The sequence below is a fragment of the Methylophilus sp. 5 genome (genome assembly GCF_000515275.1).
GTDB lineage: Bacteria > Pseudomonadota > Gammaproteobacteria > Burkholderiales > Methylophilaceae > Methylophilus.
The window spans coordinates 2,021,133-2,041,711 of sequence record NZ_KI911560.1; the positions used below are offsets into that span (position 1 = coordinate 2,021,133).

The following is a 20,579-nucleotide window of genomic DNA, read 5'->3' on the forward strand; positions in this document are numbered from 1 at the left end:
TATAAATAGCTCAGGAGAAATGAATGTCAATTTTTGTTTGGAGTGAAATTGGTATAAATGAGATTAATAATTTATATCTTTATGGGTCGTTAACAAAACCAAGTACTGTCGATATACATAGGCCTAAGGACACAACAATCACTATCCAGATGGATGCTGCTAGTTTTATGTCCGGTGGAGCTGGACGAATGGCAAATGGTACTCAATCCAAGTTTGTTAATGATTTTATGACAGGCACAATTATGCCTGCAAATGGAACTCGTCAAGTATTTACAGCTGATTCCCTTGACCCGCAGGATAGATACTTTTCAATACAGCAATATAATTATGCAGATGGCATTCTTGATTCAGACTCTCGCACGTGGATTTATAACACTTCACCCTATGAAATTTCACCAGATGCTCAATTTATTATTGAAGCCGATGGTACTCGGCATATTGAGAATTTTGCTATTTGGCCTAGGCAAGAGAACTTTGATTTTGTAGGAAGTGGTGCAGCGACCTCATTAAATGGTATTGCTCAGCCTACGTTAGATCCTTTAGGAATTGGGCGCAAAGTGTTTATAGATTTTGTTGGCAAAACATATATTCCGTCCAGAAGTTATAGTCAAGCGGACTTTATTTTAGATCAACAAAAGCAATCAAATACATATCGTGCTGACACCCCGGGATTAGTAACTGCTGGGAGCGAGATTATACCTAACGCCGTTCTTATGTTGCTAAATGCAAATCAAGATATTCGCAGTGCATTCGGAGACATCGTCTCCACAATGTACACCAGTCCATTAATCACTCCTCAGGTAACTATAGATGGTAATTGGCAGATTACCAATTACGGGAATGGTGTAAATCAAAAAACTTTTATTGGTGTAGATGGCCCGGAGGTTATCAGGGGTTTTACAGAGTCTTGGGAAATTGGTTCTAATCAGGGCTCGAAAGTAGTTGTACAGATTCTAAATGGCAGTAGAGATGTTGTAGAGTATCAAAATGGTATTTTAACAAATTCCACTCATTTTAGAGTTAACACTGTGACAGGTGTTGAAACGGTAATAAATATAAATTCAGCAGAGCTAGAAACTAGTTATCAACAAATAACCGCTCGTAATCAATCTCTTTCAGACATCGCTTTGCAACGTAACATGTCATTGTCTACGCTGCAAGCAATGAATCGACATATTACAGACCCAAATGCAACATTAAATGGTGAAAGTGTCATAGTAGATTTAAATCCTGATTCTGGCTCTGGCCCCGTTAGCTCCTCTGTAAGTGTAAATACTACGACTACGGCCCCTTCTGCTAGTACTGGACAAGTAGCTGGTGAAACACCTGTCAATGCCGATAACAGCACTTTAAGAAATGATGGTATAAGCACTATTAGCGGCGTAGGAAATGTTAATTTAGATAGTGGATTTTGGGCAGTTATTAATGATTATATTTCAGATGGTTTTCGCCTAGGTAACCAGAATCTTAGCAATAATTCGCTTCTTGGTTTAGGTATGGGGCCCATTGACCATTTGAGCTTTGTCACTCAAGTGAACATGAATGCCAACGCTATCAATAATGCATCTGCCGGATTGCCTAAATTTATCCCCACCGACCCATTAGTGTTAGACCTTAATGGCGATGGTGTTAAGTTGACCAACTATATTGATGCTCCAGTTCTGTTTGATATAGACCATGATAGTGGTGCTACCAAAGAGCAAACTGGCTGGGTCAGTGCGCAGGATGGCATCGTCGTATATGACCTTAATAGTAACGGCAAGATAGATGATATATCAGAAACGCTTTCTGAATATTTCAATGGTGCCATTGGCACTAATGGCAGCGGAGGTACCAAGCCTTATGCAAATGGGTTGGCTGCACTCAAAAGCCTGGATTCTAATGGTGACAACCAATTCACCAATGCAGATACCGCTTGGGCGAATGTTAATGTTTGGGTAGATGCCAACCACGATGGCATCACCGATGCTGGCGAGCTCAAAACCCTCTCCTCCCTAAACATCACCAGCATCAATCTAACTCCAACCTTGCAGTCTGGCCTCGTGCGTGATGGTAACGAAATCTTGGCCAGCAGCACCTTTGTACAAAATGGCCAAACTAAAGAAGCGCTAGCTGCTAATTTTATTGCAAACCCGAATGGCAGTAACTTTACTACTAGTGGTACTGGCACCCTTACGACTACAGAGGGTGATGTTAAAAGCTATACCGCAGGTAATGACGGTGAGACTGTAGATGTTGCACAAAAAGGAGTGAATAACGCGCTGGGTGGTACGGGTGATGACACGCTCATTGGTGATGGTGCCAACAACTGGCTCGCGGGTAATTTGGGCGTTGACACTATCAACGCAGGTGCGGGTGATGATGTTATTTTGTTTGATAGCCTAGATACGATTGATGGCGGTGAAGGTACCGATATTGCCCAAGTGGTGGGTGATGAAGGCGTCACGCTTAATCTTACTCAAAGTCATATTGAAGTGGTGGCAGGTGGTCGAGGGGATGACATTCTAATTGGCGGTGGACGCAGTAGTGTGTTTATCAAAGGTGGGGAAGGTAATGACATTATTATCGGAGGTGCAGCTAACGATGTGCTCTCTGGTGAGGATGGTAATGATGTCATTGATGGTGGTGCCGGAAATGATGTTATACGTGGACACCGCGGGCAAGATCAGTTGATGGGCGGTGCTGGTGATGACATTATCGAAGGCGGGCAAGACGATGATAGTTTGTCCGGTGGTGATGGAAATGATGTGCTCAATGGTGGTCAGGGTGATGACACTATAGATGGCGGTGCTGGTAATGACATTGTTCAGTTCACTGGATCATATGCGGATTATCGAATTACTAAAATCAGCGCAAACGGTCAAACGACCTATCGTATTACTGATACGTTGGGGCGAGATGGCACGGATACTATAACTAATGTTGAAAAGCTGTCATTTAAAGATGTAAGCTGGATTGACCCGGATGCCGCTGCACCAATGCCTGTGAAAGATGTTTTGGAGAAAGATGCTAATAACGTTGCTTTTGACAGAATTGCAGCACATCTAATTAGTAAGACGCAATTGCTTGGTAATGATATTGATAGGCAGGGTGACACTTTAAAAATTACTGCTGTGAGTGATGTGCAAGGAGGCACTGCAACCATCACAACTGCCGGAGATGTATTGTTTACTCCTGATGTCAATTATAAAGGTGTAATGGGATTTAAATACAGTGTTGCAGATGCAGCTAACAATCAGATGCAAGTGACTAACACCTCCACAAATCAAACAGCTGTCATGAAAGCGACAGTTTATTTACGCACCGCCGATATGCCCAATGACCCATCGATCGTCGATCAATGGTATTTAAGTGAAATAAATGTTATTCCCGTTTGGCAAGACTATACCGGTAAAGGCGTTCGGATTGGTCAATTTGAGCCTGGTAGTGAGTTCGCTACAACTAAAGAGATTCTGGATGTCACGCATTATGATCTTAAGTCTAACCTAAATGCAGCTTGGTTAGCTGACCCCACCCCCGGCAGGATGGCTGGCGAAGGGGCTGATGGAGCTTACTCAAATCACGCTACGCTGGTTGCAGGTGTAATGGTAGCTGCCAATAATGGCGAAGGCGGTATTGGGGTTGCATATGACGCCACTATAGGTGCTCATTGGATTGCCAATGATCTTTACGATATTAGTGCGATGGGACGATACATCAATTATGACGTTGTAAACAATTCTTGGGGGGCCAGCCAGCCTTACAGCGTTCGTTTCGGCCAAACAATGGCTAGTGGCGATTATGTCAATGCTGTCCAGTATGGCCGTAGCGGCTTAGGTACTGTTATGGTGTTGGCCGGTGGAAATGATCGCCAAACAGGTGGAAATGCTAATGCTGATAATTTCGGTAATAACCGTTATGGAATTCAGGTCGGCAGTATTAATTCAAAAAGCGATCTAGGTGTGTTACAGGTAGGAGGTAAGCCGTTCAGTAACCCTGGAGCAAGTTTGCTTGTTTCTGCTCCTGGGTCAAATATTACCTCTACTAGCAGATTGATTGAGTCTGACAACGGTAGCACTTTCGGTAGTGATGAGTCTGTAACGCAAGGTACAAGTTTTGCCACGCCAATTGTCAGTGGTGTCGTTGCTTTAATGCTAGAGGCGAACCCCGGTTTAGGATATCGCGATGTGCAAGAAATTCTTGCCATGAGCGCTAAAAAAGTCACCGATACAACCACCGTTTGGGCAGATAACCGTGCCACCAATTGGAATGGTGGTGGGATGCATACCTCATTAGATTACGGTTTTGGTGAAGTCGATGCTTTAGCTGCTGTACGTTTGGCTGAAACATGGACTACCAGGCAAACTGCTGTAAATGAACACTTTTTAGACAAATCAAGTGGAACGCTTAATAAAGCGATGACTGACAATGGCACGATTACGTCCACGATTAGTATGGGTGGAGGGATTAGTATTGAGCATGTCGAGGTGGATATTGACTACACCCATCAACGTTGGGGTGATTTGGTTATTACGCTGGTTGCTCCAAACGGTACGGAATCTGTTTTGGCAAATCGTATTGGTAAAGTTCCAGGTAGTGCTGCAACCGATTTAGGTAGTACCCAATCTGGGAACCTGAAATTTACTTTTATGACCACTAGAGATTGGGGTGAGCTCTCAACAGGTAATTGGACATTGAAGGTAACAGATGCTGCTACCGGCAGTACAGGTACTTTAAATAGCTGGAACTTAAGAGTATATGGGAAGCAAGTAGATATAGATGACACTTTCATTTATACAGACGAATATGCAACTATTAGTGGGCGCAATACCCTTTCTGACACTGATGGTGGATTGGATACGGTCAATGCTTCTGCCGTCACAGGAAATACTACAGTTAATTTAACTACAGGTGCCGCGACACTTAAGGGAAAAGCATTAACCATTTCAAGTCCGGCTAATTTCGAAAATGTTTTTACTGGAGACGGTAATGATACCGTTGTTGGAAATGCAGCAAACAATTTATTAGATGCAGGCAGAGGCTCTAATACCTTAACTGGAAATGCCGGAAAAGATATATTTGTAATAAGAAGTCGTGACAATGGTACAGATACGATTACAGACTTTGCATATGCCTCAGGTGAAAAAGTCATATTAGTGGGGTTTGAGGGGAAGAGTTTTAGTAGTTTAGTCTTCACTCAGTCTGGGGCAGATACCATTGCCAGCCTAGGTAATGGGCAAACGATTGTTTTCAAAAACACTACTGTAGCAAACATCAGTTCAACGTCCCTTTTCGAATTTCAGGACGTTTTCTTGGCTCCCGAAAATTACTTCGACAGTAATGCAACACCCATTACACCTGGAGGTGTTTTAAATGGGACAAGTGGTGACGATACATTAAATGGCTCTTCAGCAGCAGAAGTGGTTTCTGGGATGGACGGAGATGATACTTTACGCGGAGGTGCTGGAGATGATGTGTTGGATGGAGGCGCTGGAAGTGATTATCTTTATGGCGATGATGGTAACGACATACTTTACCTTGATGGCGACTCTTCTGGTATGAGCATAACTGCCAATGGCGTGACATTCACAGATGCATTGGCAACGGGTGGTTTAGGTGCAGATCGTTTTATTGTAAGGCAGGCTGGATATGGTACACAGTCAAACATTATTGCCGATTTCGACATTAATAACCCGAATGAAAAAATAGATCTTTCTCAGCTTGGGATTTATTCATTTTCTGAGCTTTCATTGTCTCAATTGAGTTTGAATAATACCCAAGTGGCTAGTATTGGACTGAAGTCTGGTGGGGGTAATCTAGCTTCACTAGTCGGCTACACAAGAGAGCAGATCACACCGTCTATTTTTATTTTTGCTACCCCAACTGGAGGCGTTGCAACACCGAGTCCTAGTGATCCTGCAACTGCTGGAGTTACGACTAGCGGAAATACGTTAACTGGTGATGCTGGAGGTAATACCTTAAATGGTGGTTCTGGCATGCGGGTAATGAGTGGTCGCACAGGAGATGATACCTACATAGTTGATTATGTAGGGGATGTGGTCAGTGAATTCTCGGGAGGTGGGTACGATGTCGTGCATGCATCGGTTACTTATACGCTCGCTGATAATGTAGAAGCTCTTGTTTTGACAGGTCTATCAGCCATTAATGGTACTGGTAACTCTGCGTCAAATCGAATCGTTGGAAACAGTGCCGATAATATTCTTGATGGACAAGGTGGGTCTGATGATTTGGTCGGTGGTCTAGGCAATGATACTTATATAGTTGACGTTGGAACAGATAGTATTACAGAGCGTGCAAATGAAGGGGTTGATAGTGTTCAGTCGTCAGTTTCATGGACACTTGGACTAAACCTTGAAAATCTTACACTCACCGGTGTTAATAGCATTAACGCTGCTGGTAACAGATTAAATAATGTATTGATAGGCAATAGTGGTAATAATACGCTTGATGGTGCTGAAGGTGCAGATGCCATGCAAGGCGGTGCAGGAGACGATACCTATTTTATAGATAATGCAGGTGACATCGTTACTGAAAATCTTAATGAAGGAATTGATACTATCTATACGTCTGTAAACTTGGGACGTAACCTAGATACTAATGTTGAGAATATCATTCTATTTGGCAGTGCAACAACGGCAACAGGTAATGATCTTGACAACATACTTATTGGTAATGACTTGGCCAATACTCTAAATGGCGGCATTGGTAATGATTATTTAGATGGCGGTTTGGGCGTTGATACCTTGGTTGGTGGAGACGGTGATGATACTTATATTGTCGATACAACTACGGACACGATCACTGAGACGGCTACTGGAGGTATAGACACGGTTCAGAGTAGCGTGACTTTTACGCTAGGGACTAACGTTGAGAATCTGACCTTAATAGGCACTGCTGCAATCAATGGTACGGGTAATGCGTTGGATAACGTGATCACTGGTAATAGTGGTAACAACACTCTCAATGGTGGTGCTGGTGTTGATACTTTGATTGGTGGCGATGGTAACGATACTTACGTTATTGATACTGATACCGATACGCTTGTTGAGTTTGCCAATCGCGGTACAGACTTAGTTCAGAGTGGCGTAAGTTATACGCTAGGGACTAACGTTGAGAATCTGACCTTAACTGGAACAACAGCAATTAATGGTACTGGCAACTCGTTAAACAACGTGCTTACTGGTAGCAGTGGCAACAATATTCTAGATGGTGGTGAGGGTAACGACACCTTGAATGGTGGTGCTGGTACAGACACTCTGATCGGTGGAAATGGCGATGATACTTATATTGTCGACACAGCTACTGATACGATCACAGAGACCACTGCAGGTGGTTTTGATACAGTTCAGAGCAGCGTGACGTTTACGCTAGGGACTAATGTTGAGAATCTGACCTTGACGGGGGCCACTGCTATCAATGGCACAGGTAATGCCCAGGATAATTTAATTAAGGGGAACAGTGCAAATAATACTCTGAATGCAGGAGCTGGTAACGATACTCTGGAAGGCGGTGCTGGTACAGACACCTTGGTTGGTGGAGATGGCGATGATACTTACATTGTCGATACTACTACTGATACGATCACAGAGACCACTACAGGTGGTTTTGATACAGTTCAGAGCAGCGTGACGTTTACGCTGGGTGCTAACGTTGAGAACCTGACCTTAACTGGAACGGCTGCGATCAATGGTACTGGTAATGCGTTGGATAACGTGATTACTGGTAATAGTGGTGCTAACGTTTTAACTGGCGGAGCTGGTGTTGATACTTTGATTGGTGGCGATGGTAACGATACTTACGTTGTTGATACTGACACCGATACGATTACCGAGACAGTGACTGGTGGTGTAGACACGGTTCAAAGTAGTGTTACTTTTGCTCTTGGCAGTACAAGCAATCTTGAAAACCTGACACTTACAGGAACAGCTGCAATTAATGGTACTGGCAATTCGTTGAACAATGTGCTTACTGGTAACAGTGCCAACAATATTCTAGATGGTGGTGATGGAGTTGACACCCTGGCTGGTGGTGCTGGCAATGATACTTACATAGTTGATAGCACGACTGACACGATCACTGAAGCGGCTAGCTCCGGGACTGATACGGTTCAAAGTAGCGTCACTTACACGCTTGGAGCCAATCTTGAGAATCTGACGTTAACTGGGGCTGCTGCGATCAATGGTACCGGTAATACGTTGGATAACGTGATGACCGGTAATAGCGGTAACAACATCATGGATGGCGGTACTGGTAACGACATTTTGGATGGTGGCGATGGTATTGACACCCTGGCTGGCGGTGCTGGTAACGATACATATATCGTTGATACCACCACTGACACGATCACCGAAGCGGCGAGCTCCGGGACTGATACGGTTCAAAGTAGCGTCACTTACACGCTTGGAGCCAACCTTGAGAATCTGACCTTAACTGGCACCGCTGCAATCAATGGTACTGGTAACACATTGAATAATGTGATCACTGGTAACAGTGGCAACAATATTCTGGATGGTGGTACTGGCACAGATACTTTGGTTGGCGGCGATGGTGATGATACCTACATTGTTGATACCACAACCGACACGATCACAGAAACTGCTACGGGTGGTGTTGATACAGTTCAGAGCAGCGTGACCTTTACGCTGGGTACTAACGTTGAGAACCTGACTTTAACAGGCGTCGCTGCGATCCATGGTACTGGTAATGCGTTGGATAACGTGATTACTGGTAATAGTGGTGCTAACGTTCTGACTGGCGGAGCTGGTGTCGACACTTTAATTGGTGGTGATGGTGATGATACCTACATTGTCGATACGACTACGGACATCATCAGTGAGACGGCGACTGGTGGTACAGACTCGGTTCAGAGCAGTGTGACGTTTACGCTGGGCGCTAATGTTGAGAATCTGACGTTAACAGGCACCACTGCGATCAATGGTACAGGTAATACGTTGAACAACGTGATTACTGGTACCAGCGGCAATAATATTTTAGATGGCGGTGATGGTATTGACACCCTGGCTGGCGGTGCTGGCAATGATACTTATATCGTTGATAGCACCACTGACACGATCACCGAAGCGGCTAACTCAGGGGCTGATACAGTTCAAAGTAGCGTCACTTACACGCTTGGAGCCAACCTTGAGAATCTGACCTTAACTGGCACCGCTGCAATCAATGGTACCGGTAATACGTTGAATAACGTGATTACTGGTAACAGCGGCAACAATACTCTTGAAGGCGGTGCTGGCACAGACGCCTTGGTAGGTGGAGACGGCGATGATACGTACATTGTTGATACGGCTACGGACATCATCACTGAGACAGCAACTGGCGGTACAGACATGGTTCAGAGCAGCGTGACGTTTACGTTAGGTGCTAATGTTGAGAATCTGACCTTAACTGGAACGGCCGCGATCAATGGCACTGGTAATGCCTTGGATAACGTGATCACTGGTAATAGTGGTGCTAACGTTTTAACTGGCGGAGCTGGTGTTGATACTTTGATTGGTGGCGATGGTAACGATACTTACGTTGTTGATACTGATACCGATACGCTTGTTGAGTTGGCGAATGGTGGAACTGATTTAGTTCAGAGTAGTGTCAGTTATACGCTTGGTGCTAATCTTGAGGGTCTGACCATAACCGGAACCGCTGCAATCAATGGTACGGGTAATGAGTTGGATAACGTGATTACTGGCAATAGTGGCAACAATATTCTGGATGGTGGTGATGGAGTTGACACTCTGGCTGGCGGTGCGGGCAATGATACATATATTGTTGATAGCGCCACTGATACGATCACTGAGGTCGCTAGTTCCGGGACTGATACCGTTCAAAGTAGCGTCACTTACACATTGGGTGCTAATCTTGAGAATCTGACACTCACAGGAACAGCTGCAATAAATGGTATAGGTAATACGTTGAACAATGTGATGACTGGTAACAGTGGTGACAACATTTTGGATGGTGGTACTGGCACAGATACTCTGATTGGTGGAGATGGTGACGATACGTACATTGTTGATACGGCTACAGACATCATCACCGAAACCGCGACTGGCGGTACAGATACAGTTCAGAGCAGCGTGACGTTTACGCTAGGTACTAACGTTGAGAACCTGACTTTAACAGGCGCCGCTGCGATCAATGGTACGGGTAATGCATTGGATAACGTAATCACTGGTAATGATGCTAACAATACTCTTAATGGCGGAGCCGGTAACGATACTCTAGATGGTGGATTGGGTACAGACACCTTGGTTGGCGGCGATGGTGACGATACGTACATTGTTGATACGGCTACAGAGATCATCACCGAGACAGCGACTGGTGGTATAGACACGATTCTGAGTGGCGTGACGTTTACGCTAGGTACTAACGTTGAGAACCTGACTTTAACAGGTGCCGCTGTGATCAATGGTACGGGTAATGCGTTGGATAACGTAATTACTGGCAATAGCGGAGACAATGTTCTAGATGGCGGCGATGGTAGTGACACATTGGACGGTGGCAATGGTAACAATACACTTTATGGTGGTAATGGTGGCGATGATTTGTATGGAGGCAATAACAGCGATTATTTATATGGTGGCGATGATGATGATTTTCTTTTGGCTGGAGCAGGAGATGATTACCTAGACGGTGGAAGTGGTGCCGACTTTATGGGCGGTGGATTCGGCAATGACACTTACATCGTGGACAATGAGAATGACCAGATTGGTTCTGAATCTTCGGTAATTATTGGTGGCTTGGATACAGTGATTAGTTCTGCAATAGCCTACTATGGTTTAGCTGATGCGCCATATGTTGAAGTCCTCAGGCTGGTTGGAGCCGCCGTAGAGGGAGGCGGAAGCCAAATGAATAACCTATTGGTTGGAAATACTAATGACAATATCTTAGGAGGAACCTCTGGGTTAGAATTGCGAGAGTCTGGCGGGAACGATATTGTGCAAGGCATGTCTGGTAACGATGTTTTAAATGACAAATTAGGCAATAATTTACTCGACGGTGGAAGTGGTGTCGATGTTATTAATGCGGGTAATGGTAATGATCTGATCATTGGCGGTACAAACAATGACACGATTACTACAGGCACTGGCAAAGATGTGATTCTGTTCAACAAGGGCGATGGTGTCGATACCATCAACGCTTCTGTCGGCACAGATAACACCTTGAGCTTGGGCGGTAACTTTGCCTACAGCGATCTATCACTGACTAAGAGCTCGAATGACCTCATCCTCAAGATGGGGGCTTCCGATCAAATCACACTCAAAGGCTGGTATGACACAGCAGCCAACAATAAGTCTGTCTTGAATCTGCAAGTGATTGCCGATGCTATGCAAGGATTTAGTTTAGGTGGAGCAGATACTCTTCGTAACAACAAGGTTGAGACTTTCAACTTTGCTAACCTAGTATCGGCATTTGATGCTGCCGGTGCAACGGCTAACTGGCAACTCACCGATGCACGATTGACAGCGCATTTGTCAGCTGGCAGTAATACTGCTGCGATTGGCGGTGACATTGCTTACCAGTATGGCAACACCGGCTCTCTGACGGGTGTTGGATTATTGGCGGCACAGGCTGTGATGAATAATGCAAGTGTGGGGCAATCTGCACAGACATTGAATGCATCTTCAAGCTGGGCTGCTGAAACTATTAAACTCTCGTAATAATTGATGTACCTGCTACGCCACCGATTTATGGTGGCGTAGTTTTTTGAGTGTGATTTATGGAAAATAATCAGCAACAACCAGCCAAATTTCATCCGGAAACACTGAAGTTCGCCCCACAAATTCTGCATATTCAGCAAGCCCACCCATCACCGATGCCGCGTATGGTGTTGGGATTAATCTTTGTACTTATTGCGGTCATGCTTGTCTGGGCGATGTTTGGCAAACTGGACGTAGTGGCAGTTGCCGAAGGTAAGTTGATCCCAGCCACTTATCTTAAAATCGTACAGCCTTCTGAAGGCGGTATCGTCAAAGATATCCATGTAGCAGAAGGTGAGTCCGTCAAAGCCGGCCAAGTGCTGGTGGAGATGGATAGCCACACTGCCGAAGCAGACAGCACCACTATCCGCGATGCACTGCAATATCATGACCTTACTTTACGTCGTATTGAGGCTGAGTTGAACGGCATGCAATTTCGCCGCAAGCAAGGTGACGATGCCGCTCTGTTTGATAAAGTGAACGCTGCCTATTTGGCCAATATCCGTGCTTATCAAGATGACATATCAGCCGAGCTTGGTAGCAAGCGTAAAGCTCAAAGTGATTTAGCTGCTTCACAAGAAATCCAGCGCAAGCTAGAGCAGACCCTCCCATCATATAAAGCACAAGAAGCTTCGTATGAAGAGTTAGGTAAAGATGGCTTTGCCGGTCAACTCATGGTTGATGAGAAAAAGCGTTTTCGCATAGAAACCGAACAAGATCTGGAAGCGCAGAAACATAACGCCCAATCCATTCGAGCCACCATCGCGCAAGCGGATCAACGACTCGCACAGATTCGCTCAGATTACCGACAAAAGCTCGAAGCTGAAAAAGTCGCCACGTTTACCGAGGAACAAAAGCTCAAACAAGACTGGGCAAAACAATCACATAAAAATGGCTTGCTACAACTTAAGGCGCCTCAGGCTGGTATTATCAAAGACCTAGCCACTCATACACCTGGGAGTGTCGTTTCTCCCGGCACAGTGCTCATGACGCTTGTCCCTGTGCATGAAACACTCAATGCAGAGGTCTGGATCAAGAACGAAGATGCTGGCTTTGTGCATGAGGGGCAGTCGGTTAAACTTAAACTCACCGCTTATCCATTTCAAAAATACGGCATGATCGACGGCGTTGTGCAGCAAGTCGGTGCTGATGCCACTGAGCAGAATCAACAGCGAAACAATGCTTCCGAAGAGACAAAAACGCTATTACCAGCCAGCTATAAAACCTTGATCAAATTTTCTATGCAAGAGCTGAAGGTGGACGACAAAGTGCTTGAGTTAAATCCAGGCATGCAGGTGTCTGCTGAGATCAAACTGGCTGATCAGACGGTGATGGAGTATTTACTATCCCCAGTGAGAAGAGCCTTTCATGAGGCGGCAAGAGAGCGATAATTTCTTTCATCGATTGATAGCCCACAAATAAAAAAGACCTAAAAATGCTTAAACATGCTCTCACTGTTGGATTGGTTTTATGTGCTGCACCGTGTATGTTGCATGCCGAGTCCTATGCACAATTGGCGACAGAGCAACCGTCATCTCTACCGCCTCAGTCAGCACTAAACCTCAAGGAGATATATACCCTTGCTTTAGCCAATGACGCCACATGGGCAGCGGCCCGTTACGCCAATATCGGTGCCCAGGAGAAACTGGTGCAAGGCAAAGCATTATTGCTACCCACTGTTAACCTGAATGGTAATCTCAACCGTTCAGACACCAGTATTCAATATACCGGGCAAACCGTCTTTAATAACAATAACCGCTCCGAGCGCTTTAACACCTTAAGTTATGGTATCAATATCAATCAGCCTTTGTACCGCAAGCAAAATTACGTTCAGTACCAGGCCTCACAATTAGAGGTCAATGAAGCCGACTTGCAGCTACAACAGGATCGACAGGATGTACTGATGAAAGCGGCACAGGCTTATTTTGATGTGCTGTTAGCGCAAGATAAATTAGTGCTCAACCATGCACAAAAAGATGCGATAGCCATTCAACTTGCTCAAGCCAAAGCCAACTTTAAAAATGGTGTGTCTACCATTACCGATGTAGATGAAGCTCAAGCTAAATTAGATGTGGTGCAGTCTCAGGAAATTGCAGTCAGCATCGAGATTGAAAATAAGAAACAAGCACTGAAACTATTAACAGGGCGCTATCCTGCCAGCCTTTACGGAATACAGCCAAATATTCCACTGCAGCAGCCTGAAGCTATGAAAGGCACGCCAAGCGCGACGCCACAGTTGGCCTTGGGCAAGTGGTTGGACTTGGCACTTCAAAGCAACCTTACAGTGCAACTCAAAAAAATCAGTTATGACTTGGCAAATAAAGCCGTGGAGCTTAATTCTGCTGGGCATTTGCCAACCTTGGATGCTGTGGCCAACTACACCAGAACAGATGCCAATGGCGGCATCAATGGTTTTGGCAGTGATTTAAATAACACCACTGTGGGTTTGCAGTTGCAAATTCCGCTCTATCAAGGCGGTGCTGTGAGCTCTAAGGTCAGGGAAGCGATCGTTAAACAACAGAAGGCTCAAGAAGAAATAGAAGCTGCCCGCCGTAAGGTAGAGCTCGATACCAAACAAGCTTATCTGGAAATCACTAGCAGCATTGCCCAGGCACATGCAAACGAGCAAACATTACGCTCCACCCAAAGCCAACTGGCCTCGACGACTAAGAGCTTTAAATTAGGTATTAGAACTAATGTGGATGTACTTAATGCGCAGCAGCAGGTGTTTAACGCCAAACGAGAACTGCTGCAAACGCACTACACCTACTTGCTAGGCTTGCTCAAGCTCAAGTACAGCAGCGGTTTACTAAGTGAGGATGATTTAGATGAAGTGAATCAGTGGCTAGCTGTATCTTAATCAAAAAAGCACATTATATTGGTTGCAGTTTATGGGTATCTAGATTGAGTTCATAGAGCAGCCATTAGAAGAGTAATATATATAGATCATAATAAATACCTCCACTATTGGTGATACTGTCGTGGTTGATGCATGTTGATAAAGCGGTCATTGATACCGAAGACGCATGCATTCAAGTATGCCTGCTCTTGCCAGGCTCTAGTTCAATTTCCAAGTTTGAAAAGTGACTTACTCTCACTCTGCCATAAGGAAAGTGAGCAATAATTTCTAGTTCGCCGCCCATCGCCTCAATATGAGTCCGCAAAGTGGATAAATACATATCTGCGCGTTTTTCTAATTTTGCAATTGATGATTGTTGAACATCCAATACTTGAGCAAGCATCTGCTGAGAGAGGTAACGTGCTTGCTTCAATTGATGCGATGGTATTTCTCTCAACATTTTTTCTGTCATCGCTTGAGAGCATAACTGCGATTCGGGGCTCATATTTAAACGAAGATCAGAGATTTTTTTTGTCATTTTTTACTGGTTTCTTTCATTGGTTTACAAACATGCCTCGGCAGAATCTCAGCCTGATTTCTTGATCTGCTTGAGCTTAGACCGTTCCACCATACTTTATGGTACTTAGTATTTTCTGAACCTCAACATATCCCGAAGATGATTTTGCCACAACGATAGGAGAAGCCTGTTACGGCTTAAAGGAGGGGGTGTCATCCATTACTGACGCTCAATCACTTCCCATAGTGGAGTTCGTTAATATTTGATGCGATATTTATAATTACCGGGTTTGACATCGTCACTTGTGTTTTCTTCTAACTGATATGAGAAGAACTGCCATCCCAAAGAATAAGGTCGATATCAAAGAAGGTTCTGGTACAGCAATAATTTGTACTTTAAAGGCTAAATCTCCCCAGCCATCGTTGCCATGGCTATCCCATGTATTAGAAGTCAATTGTGAAAAATAATTTCCGCTTCTGTCATATACAAAGCTTCCTCCTATGTATGCATTTTCATCATTCACATAACCCCAGCGATTTATGTTTTCTTGACCGTCATGGAAGCCAGAAGTTGAGAAAAACAGTACATATTGAGAAGATCCTGATAGCAAAATATTCGGATTAAAAGTTACTTCCCGAAATGTATTGCCAGGGTTTCCAATGGATGTTGTGCCACTCTCATACAATGCATTTCCTGCGGCTTTAAAACCATCCCATTTGTAAACATAAGCTTTGAAATCTTCATTTAAGCCCGTCATGAAAAAGGAAAAGCTGTCTAAATATCCACCAGATGAATCAGTTGTAATTGTTTGGCCATAAGTTGCTGTAGTTGGCTCACCAAAAGGTGATACGGATGAATATCCACCTGTGGTTGTGTCGATTACTACAGCATGAGCTGATCCGAAAGCTAAAAATGATAGGCAAAGCAAATATTTGAACATCCCAGTTTTCCTTAAAATGAGTTTAATATGCATTCAATACACTAAATAATTCCGTTATTCCAATCTTTTTCATGCTCTCTTCTAATCCAGCCATTTTGAAGAAACGCCGATAAACAAGAGGCAAATCCATTACGCTTTATTCTTTGAGATTTTACTGGATCAAAATCTAGAATATCTTCATGGATGACTTCGTTAGGTCGAATCACCAGTAAAGGAAATCTTCTTTGAGGAAGCTTTTTTTTCAGAGTGCTGGTTGCAGTACTTATTTTCTTTCCGAGCTCACCACGCACTTCCACTTCGATGTCCACAAAAGTTGAAATTTGACTGTTTACCAAATCATCACGTTCTTCTTCAACTTTAAGATCAGCATTGATTCTTTCCCATGAGGAATGAGACTCACTCATTAATTCGTTGTTAAATATATCTAACGTACGACGAATTACTCCGAACATATCACACTGTTCATTATTATCAATTCTAAAGCGTGTTGGATCATTTATTACTGCTATTACATGTTCAAACTTAACCGATTCATCACGCCCAAGAAATCTTTGAAAATATGCGGCTTGTTTGAATGGAGTATTGTTGCCAATTCCGCCATCGATATATTTGGAATCGCCAATTGTTACCGGGGGGAAATAAAACGGAATAGCTGTTGTAGCTAAAAGAGCATTCACTAGATCTTCTTGACTTTCTATTCTGTGGTAGTGAGTCAAACGTTGCCTCTCAGGGTCATGCTCTGGATCTTGTTGAACGTATTCCTCCATCAAACTAGATATGTAGAAAGTTTCTAATTCCCCGGTAATATAGTTGGTTGCAGTAATTAACAAATGAGAATTGGCAAGCTTCTCAAATTTTACATATTTATTTATTGTTTCTCTCAAAGCAGTATTATCGAAATAATGAAACGGCTTATTTCTCCAGTGAGCCCATACCAATTTATGAGCTTTGACTTTTGATGTTTTCGTTCCTAAAATATCTTCAGTTTTGATCGTGTTGTAAAGGCTATTGAGAACACCTAAATCACCTTGAGCAGCTATGGTCGCATTCAAAGCTCCAACCGATGAGCCACAGTAGATCTTCTGAACATTTTTTTCGAATTTGGTGTGATACTTTTCTAAAGCCAACAACACTCCAAGTCCATACGGCCCCTTAGCCCCGCCGCCACTTAAAATGATAGTTTGGTACATTTTAGGTGATACCATCTATAAACTCCCCTTGTAGGTTTAATGGGTCCTTTTTTATTTAACCAGCATTCATTTTCTTTGCAGAGGATATCAGATATTATTAATTATTTTCAAAGAAATGGAGTAATAAGAATGAGTAAAATATCAATCATCGTCAATGGCACAGAAGAGTTTTGGACTGATACCGATATTACGTATGCACAGCTTATACAGATAGCTTTTCCAGGTAGTCAACCTGACACTTTGTATAATGTATCTTATGCAACTGTTGATGGTGCAACAGCTCCTCTAGCACTTGGTCAATCAGTACCGGTTCAGAATGGAATGAAATTTGAAGTTATCGCAACCTATAGGTCCTGATCTTGGATTAACGCAATTAATTGATGATGGATTTAAGGTAGTCGTAGAACAGGGTCATATTAAGATCCTCAACGTTCCTTTCGTTACTTCCTCAAAAATTGTTTCAAGAGGAACGTTGATTTGTCCTTACATCTCAAACGCCGGCATTATCCAGCCACCTGAAAACCATCAAGTATGGTGGACGGAGGAGTATCCCTGCTTATCGAATGGAGTTCCAATCGAACCCTTCAGAAATGAGGATGGGGTACGGGAAATATATCCAGGATGTACTATAAAACATCGATTCTCTAATAAACCAGTTGGAGTCGATAGCTATCCAAACTACTACTGTAAACTCACGCATTACCTATACTTGATACAAGCGCAAGCAAAGGTAATTGATAGTTCTGTAGACGCGAAAGATCTAGGGAATGATGCTGAAATAATGCCGGAATCAACAGGGCCATTTGCGTACTCTGACACTGCATCTGTAAGGGCCGAGATTAAAGCTATCACTGCACGTTTAGAGCATCAAAGAATTGCAGTCGTAGGTGTTGGCGGTACCGGGTCATACATTCTCGATCAACTGGCCAAAACTCCTGTGAAAGAAATTCATCTCTTTGATGGTGATGTTTTTGAGCAGCATAATGCTTTTCGAGCCCCAGGGGCTGCTACATTCGAGGAGATTTCGTTAAATCAGCCTAAAACTCGATACTTCAAAACCAAGTATCAGGCGATGCATACAGGAATATTTGAGCATCCTCATCATCTCGATGCCACTAACCTTCATGAGTTAACAGATTTCAATTTTGTTTTCTTAAGCGTTGATAATGGAACGACGCGCAAACTGATTTATGAGCATCTCAAAGCCCAAAGTATTCCGTTTATCGACGTTGGTATGAATCTTTATATTGATAAAAACATACAACAACTGGCGGGCGCATGCAGAGCCACTCTCTACCAACCAGGTTCAGAAGCATTTTTTGAGCAGAATGTGCCATTGAGTGATGGCAATGAAGAGGATGCAGTATATAAACTCAATATACAGATTGCCGATATGAACGCATTAAATGCGCAATTAGCAGTGATGAAGTGGAAACAGTTCTCTAAGTTTTATAGAGATGACTTCGATTTTACGAATGCTCTGTTTACAGTTAATTTCATGTCATTAAACAGAAATAAGAAGGATTGATTTTCATATGAAAATTGAAACTATCACACCTGAGTATGTCGAATTTATTCCCAAAGAACTAAAAGCGGGCAAACTTTATGTCAGTGAGAAATATTCCATCGCAGCCCATTTATGCGCTTGCGGCTGCGGCAACAAGGTGGTCACACCCTTATCACCTGCAAGTTGGAGCTTGAAGGTCAAGGGTAACTCGGTAAGCCTTAGACCATCCATTGGAAATTGGGATTTTCCATGTAAATCTCATTATTGGATTACCAACAATACCATTGATTGGTCTAGGGAATTCAGTGAAGCAGAAATTAAATCTGTAAGGCGAAGAGATGCTATTGATAAGGAAAATGAAATCGACCAAGTTAATCTTGAACGTATCAAGCTAACTCTGCAACCTCGAACACAAATTGAGACGCCGCAACCCCCTAGTTTATTTGAGAGCATTAAAAACTGGTTGAAAAACATTTTTTCATAAACTGGTGGGGTAGATTGCTATTGGATATTGGTCTATTACTTATCCAGTGTGATGGTAGTCTTGTTGAAATTCAAATAATCACTAGAGATTTATATAATTTACGCAACTAGAGATCTCAAGTCTCCATCAAGAGTGAAATTGGCTTCAGAAACCTGTTTGGCTAAATTTATGTGCTTGCATGCAAAAGATGCTACTAATCAGCACTATCAATCAGTGGCTTACTCACTGAATATCCATCAGATATTGCAACGAAACGACGTCATAAATTGCAGCATGTAATACATGTAGATACCTATAAACTGCAACAGCAGTCAACATAGGTTCCTCCATGGCGGAATCCAGCAGATTCTGTCCAAGTTGCATTTGGTGCTAATACATCAAGCAGTTTTTTGCCATTATCTGCAGATGTACCTGCATAGGCGACGTCCCCCCAATTTTCAGTAGCACTGTGAATTAGAGTCCTTGGTTAATATAACCGATTTTTCTGTTAGTTTTTTCGCATATGCAGAGGGCGTCAGTCCCCCTAAACCTTTTTTGGGTCTTTCTTCGTTGTACTCCCGCCGCCACGTTTCAATGATCACAGTCGCTTGTGCCAGACTGGTGAACCAGTGCTCATTTAAACACTCATCCCTCAGTCTGCCATTAAAGGATTCAATATAGGCATTCTGGTTAGGCTTGCCAGGCTGAATCAGGAATAGCTTCACACCACGAGCATGAGCCCAGTTCAGCATGATTCGCCCACAAAACTCCTTACCATTGTCTGTGCGTATCGCCTTTGGTGAAGGCCTGCTTCAGCGTAAATTCTGTCGACACGCTTATGATTAACCTTCAGTCCCGCTTGTCGCAGCTTTAAGTAAATCATCCCTGCACCATATCGACGATGCCGGTGCGCTAAAGCAATAATTTGTTCTCTTAGAGCATGATTGTTATCCGGAACCGGTTGATAACGATAGGCACTGGCACTCATGCCGACGATACGAAGCGCGTGCCGCTCACTTAACTTATGACCTATCAGTGCACGCACAACCTCTCTTCGTGCCGATGCCTTTACCACTTTTTTCGAAGCACCTCACGAACAGCTTCGTTTTCAAGCATCGCTTCTGCCAACAGCTTCTTCAGCCTGGCGTTTTCGCTTTCAAGGGTTTTTAACCGCTTCGCATCCGCCACATCCATGCCACTAAACTTGCTGCGCCAAAGATAATAACTTGCTTCGGAAAAGCCATGGCGGCGACAGAGGTCTTTAACAGACAAGCCACTATCGACTTCCCGCAAAAATCCAATAATCTGTTCTTCTGTAAAACGCTTTTTCATGTCCAATCTCCTTCATAGTTGGGATTGGACTCTAATATCAAATGCTACTCAAGTCGGGGGGACGTCGGTATTGCTAAGGA

General features: G+C 43.6%; 9 protein-coding genes and 1 pseudogene. 6 read left to right on the forward strand and 4 right to left on the reverse strand.

The annotated features are described in order from the left end of the window. The first annotated feature begins 23 nt into the window (after positions 1-23). From METH5_RS15915 to METH5_RS0109735, 3 genes are read left to right on the forward strand one after another with little or no spacing between them, the layout of a single operon-like run. Positions 24-11,672, forward strand: a complete 11,649-nt coding sequence (locus METH5_RS15915; RefSeq protein ID WP_051412926.1) for a proprotein convertase P-domain-containing protein — start codon at positions 24-26, stop codon at positions 11,670-11,672. A 59-nt stretch (positions 11,673-11,731) separates the two neighbouring features. Continuing rightward, positions 11,732-13,102 carry an HlyD family type I secretion periplasmic adaptor subunit gene (locus METH5_RS0109730; protein WP_029148320.1) on the forward strand — a complete coding sequence of 457 codons (1,371 nt, stop codon included), beginning with the start codon at positions 11,732-11,734 and terminating at the stop codon, positions 13,100-13,102. A gap of 44 nt (positions 13,103-13,146) precedes the next feature. After that, positions 13,147-14,571 (forward strand): TolC family outer membrane protein, encoded by a 1,425-nt coding sequence (locus tag METH5_RS0109735; RefSeq protein WP_029148321.1) that lies wholly within the window; start codon positions 13,147-13,149, stop codon positions 14,569-14,571. A gap of 172 nt (positions 14,572-14,743) precedes the next feature. On the opposite strand, the gene METH5_RS14965 is transcribed toward METH5_RS0109735, so the two are convergent. From METH5_RS14965 to METH5_RS0109750, 3 genes are all read right to left on the reverse strand, one after another. After that, the gene (locus tag METH5_RS14965; RefSeq protein ID WP_036307790.1) at positions 14,744-15,088 is read right to left on the reverse strand and encodes an XRE family transcriptional regulator; all 345 of its coding nucleotides are present in this window, start codon (positions 15,086-15,088) and stop codon (positions 14,744-14,746) included. A 277-nt stretch (positions 15,089-15,365) separates the two neighbouring features. After that, positions 15,366-16,007: a hypothetical protein gene (locus tag METH5_RS0109745; RefSeq protein WP_029148322.1), complete on the reverse strand. Its 642-nt coding sequence runs from the start codon at positions 16,005-16,007 to the stop codon at positions 15,366-15,368. Between the two features lie 41 nt (positions 16,008-16,048). Continuing rightward, on the reverse strand, positions 16,049-17,212 hold the full coding sequence (locus METH5_RS0109750) for a patatin-like phospholipase family protein (protein ID WP_029148323.1): 1,164 nt from the start codon (positions 17,210-17,212) through the stop codon (positions 16,049-16,051). 24 nt (positions 17,213-17,236) lie between these two features. Here METH5_RS0109750 and METH5_RS0109755 point away from each other — a divergent pair, with 24 nt between their 5' ends. The 3 genes from METH5_RS0109755 to METH5_RS0109765 are packed head-to-tail and all read left to right on the forward strand — an operon-like array spanning position 17,237 to position 19,188. Then, a complete protein-coding gene (locus METH5_RS0109755) occupies positions 17,237-17,554 on the forward strand; it encodes a multiubiquitin domain-containing protein (protein WP_081726729.1) in 318 nt (105 codons plus the stop codon). Next, the gene (locus METH5_RS0109760; protein ID WP_051412928.1) at positions 17,526-18,725 is read left to right on the forward strand and encodes a ThiF family adenylyltransferase; all 1,200 of its coding nucleotides are present in this window, start codon (positions 17,526-17,528) and stop codon (positions 18,723-18,725) included. The genes METH5_RS0109755 and METH5_RS0109760 overlap by 29 nt, the downstream gene beginning before the upstream one ends. Before the next feature lie 7 nt (positions 18,726-18,732). Continuing rightward, positions 18,733-19,188, forward strand: coding sequence for a DUF6527 family protein (locus METH5_RS0109765; RefSeq protein ID WP_029148326.1), 456 nt, complete (start codon positions 18,733-18,735; stop codon positions 19,186-19,188). Positions 19,189-19,625: 437 nt separating this feature from the next. Here METH5_RS0109765 and METH5_RS15595 read toward each other — a convergent pair. Beyond that, positions 19,626-20,499 (reverse strand): annotated as a pseudogene (locus METH5_RS15595) (integrase core domain-containing protein). Between the last annotated feature and the right edge of the window lie 80 nt (positions 20,500-20,579).

Bases quoted from the DNA above. Each gene is read 5' to 3' on its own strand.
- METH5_RS15915 (WP_051412926.1), top strand. From the start codon at position 24: ATGTCAATTTTTGTTTGGAGTGAAATTGGTATAAATGAGATTAATAAT.
- METH5_RS0109730 (WP_029148320.1), top strand. From the start codon at position 11,732: ATGGAAAATAATCAGCAACAACCAGCCAAATTTCATCCGGAAACACTG.
- METH5_RS0109735 (WP_029148321.1), top strand. From the start codon at position 13,147: ATGCTTAAACATGCTCTCACTGTTGGATTGGTTTTATGTGCTGCACCG.
- METH5_RS14965 (WP_036307790.1), bottom strand. From the start codon at position 15,088: ATGACAAAAAAAATCTCTGATCTTCGTTTAAATATGAGCCCCGAATCG.
- METH5_RS0109745 (WP_029148322.1), bottom strand. From the start codon at position 16,007: ATGTTCAAATATTTGCTTTGCCTATCATTTTTAGCTTTCGGATCAGCT.
- METH5_RS0109750 (WP_029148323.1), bottom strand. From the start codon at position 17,212: ATGGTATCACCTAAAATGTACCAAACTATCATTTTAAGTGGCGGCGGG.
- METH5_RS0109755 (WP_081726729.1), top strand. From the start codon at position 17,237: ATGGGTCCTTTTTTATTTAACCAGCATTCATTTTCTTTGCAGAGGATA.
- METH5_RS0109765 (WP_029148326.1), top strand. From the start codon at position 18,733: ATGAAAATTGAAACTATCACACCTGAGTATGTCGAATTTATTCCCAAA.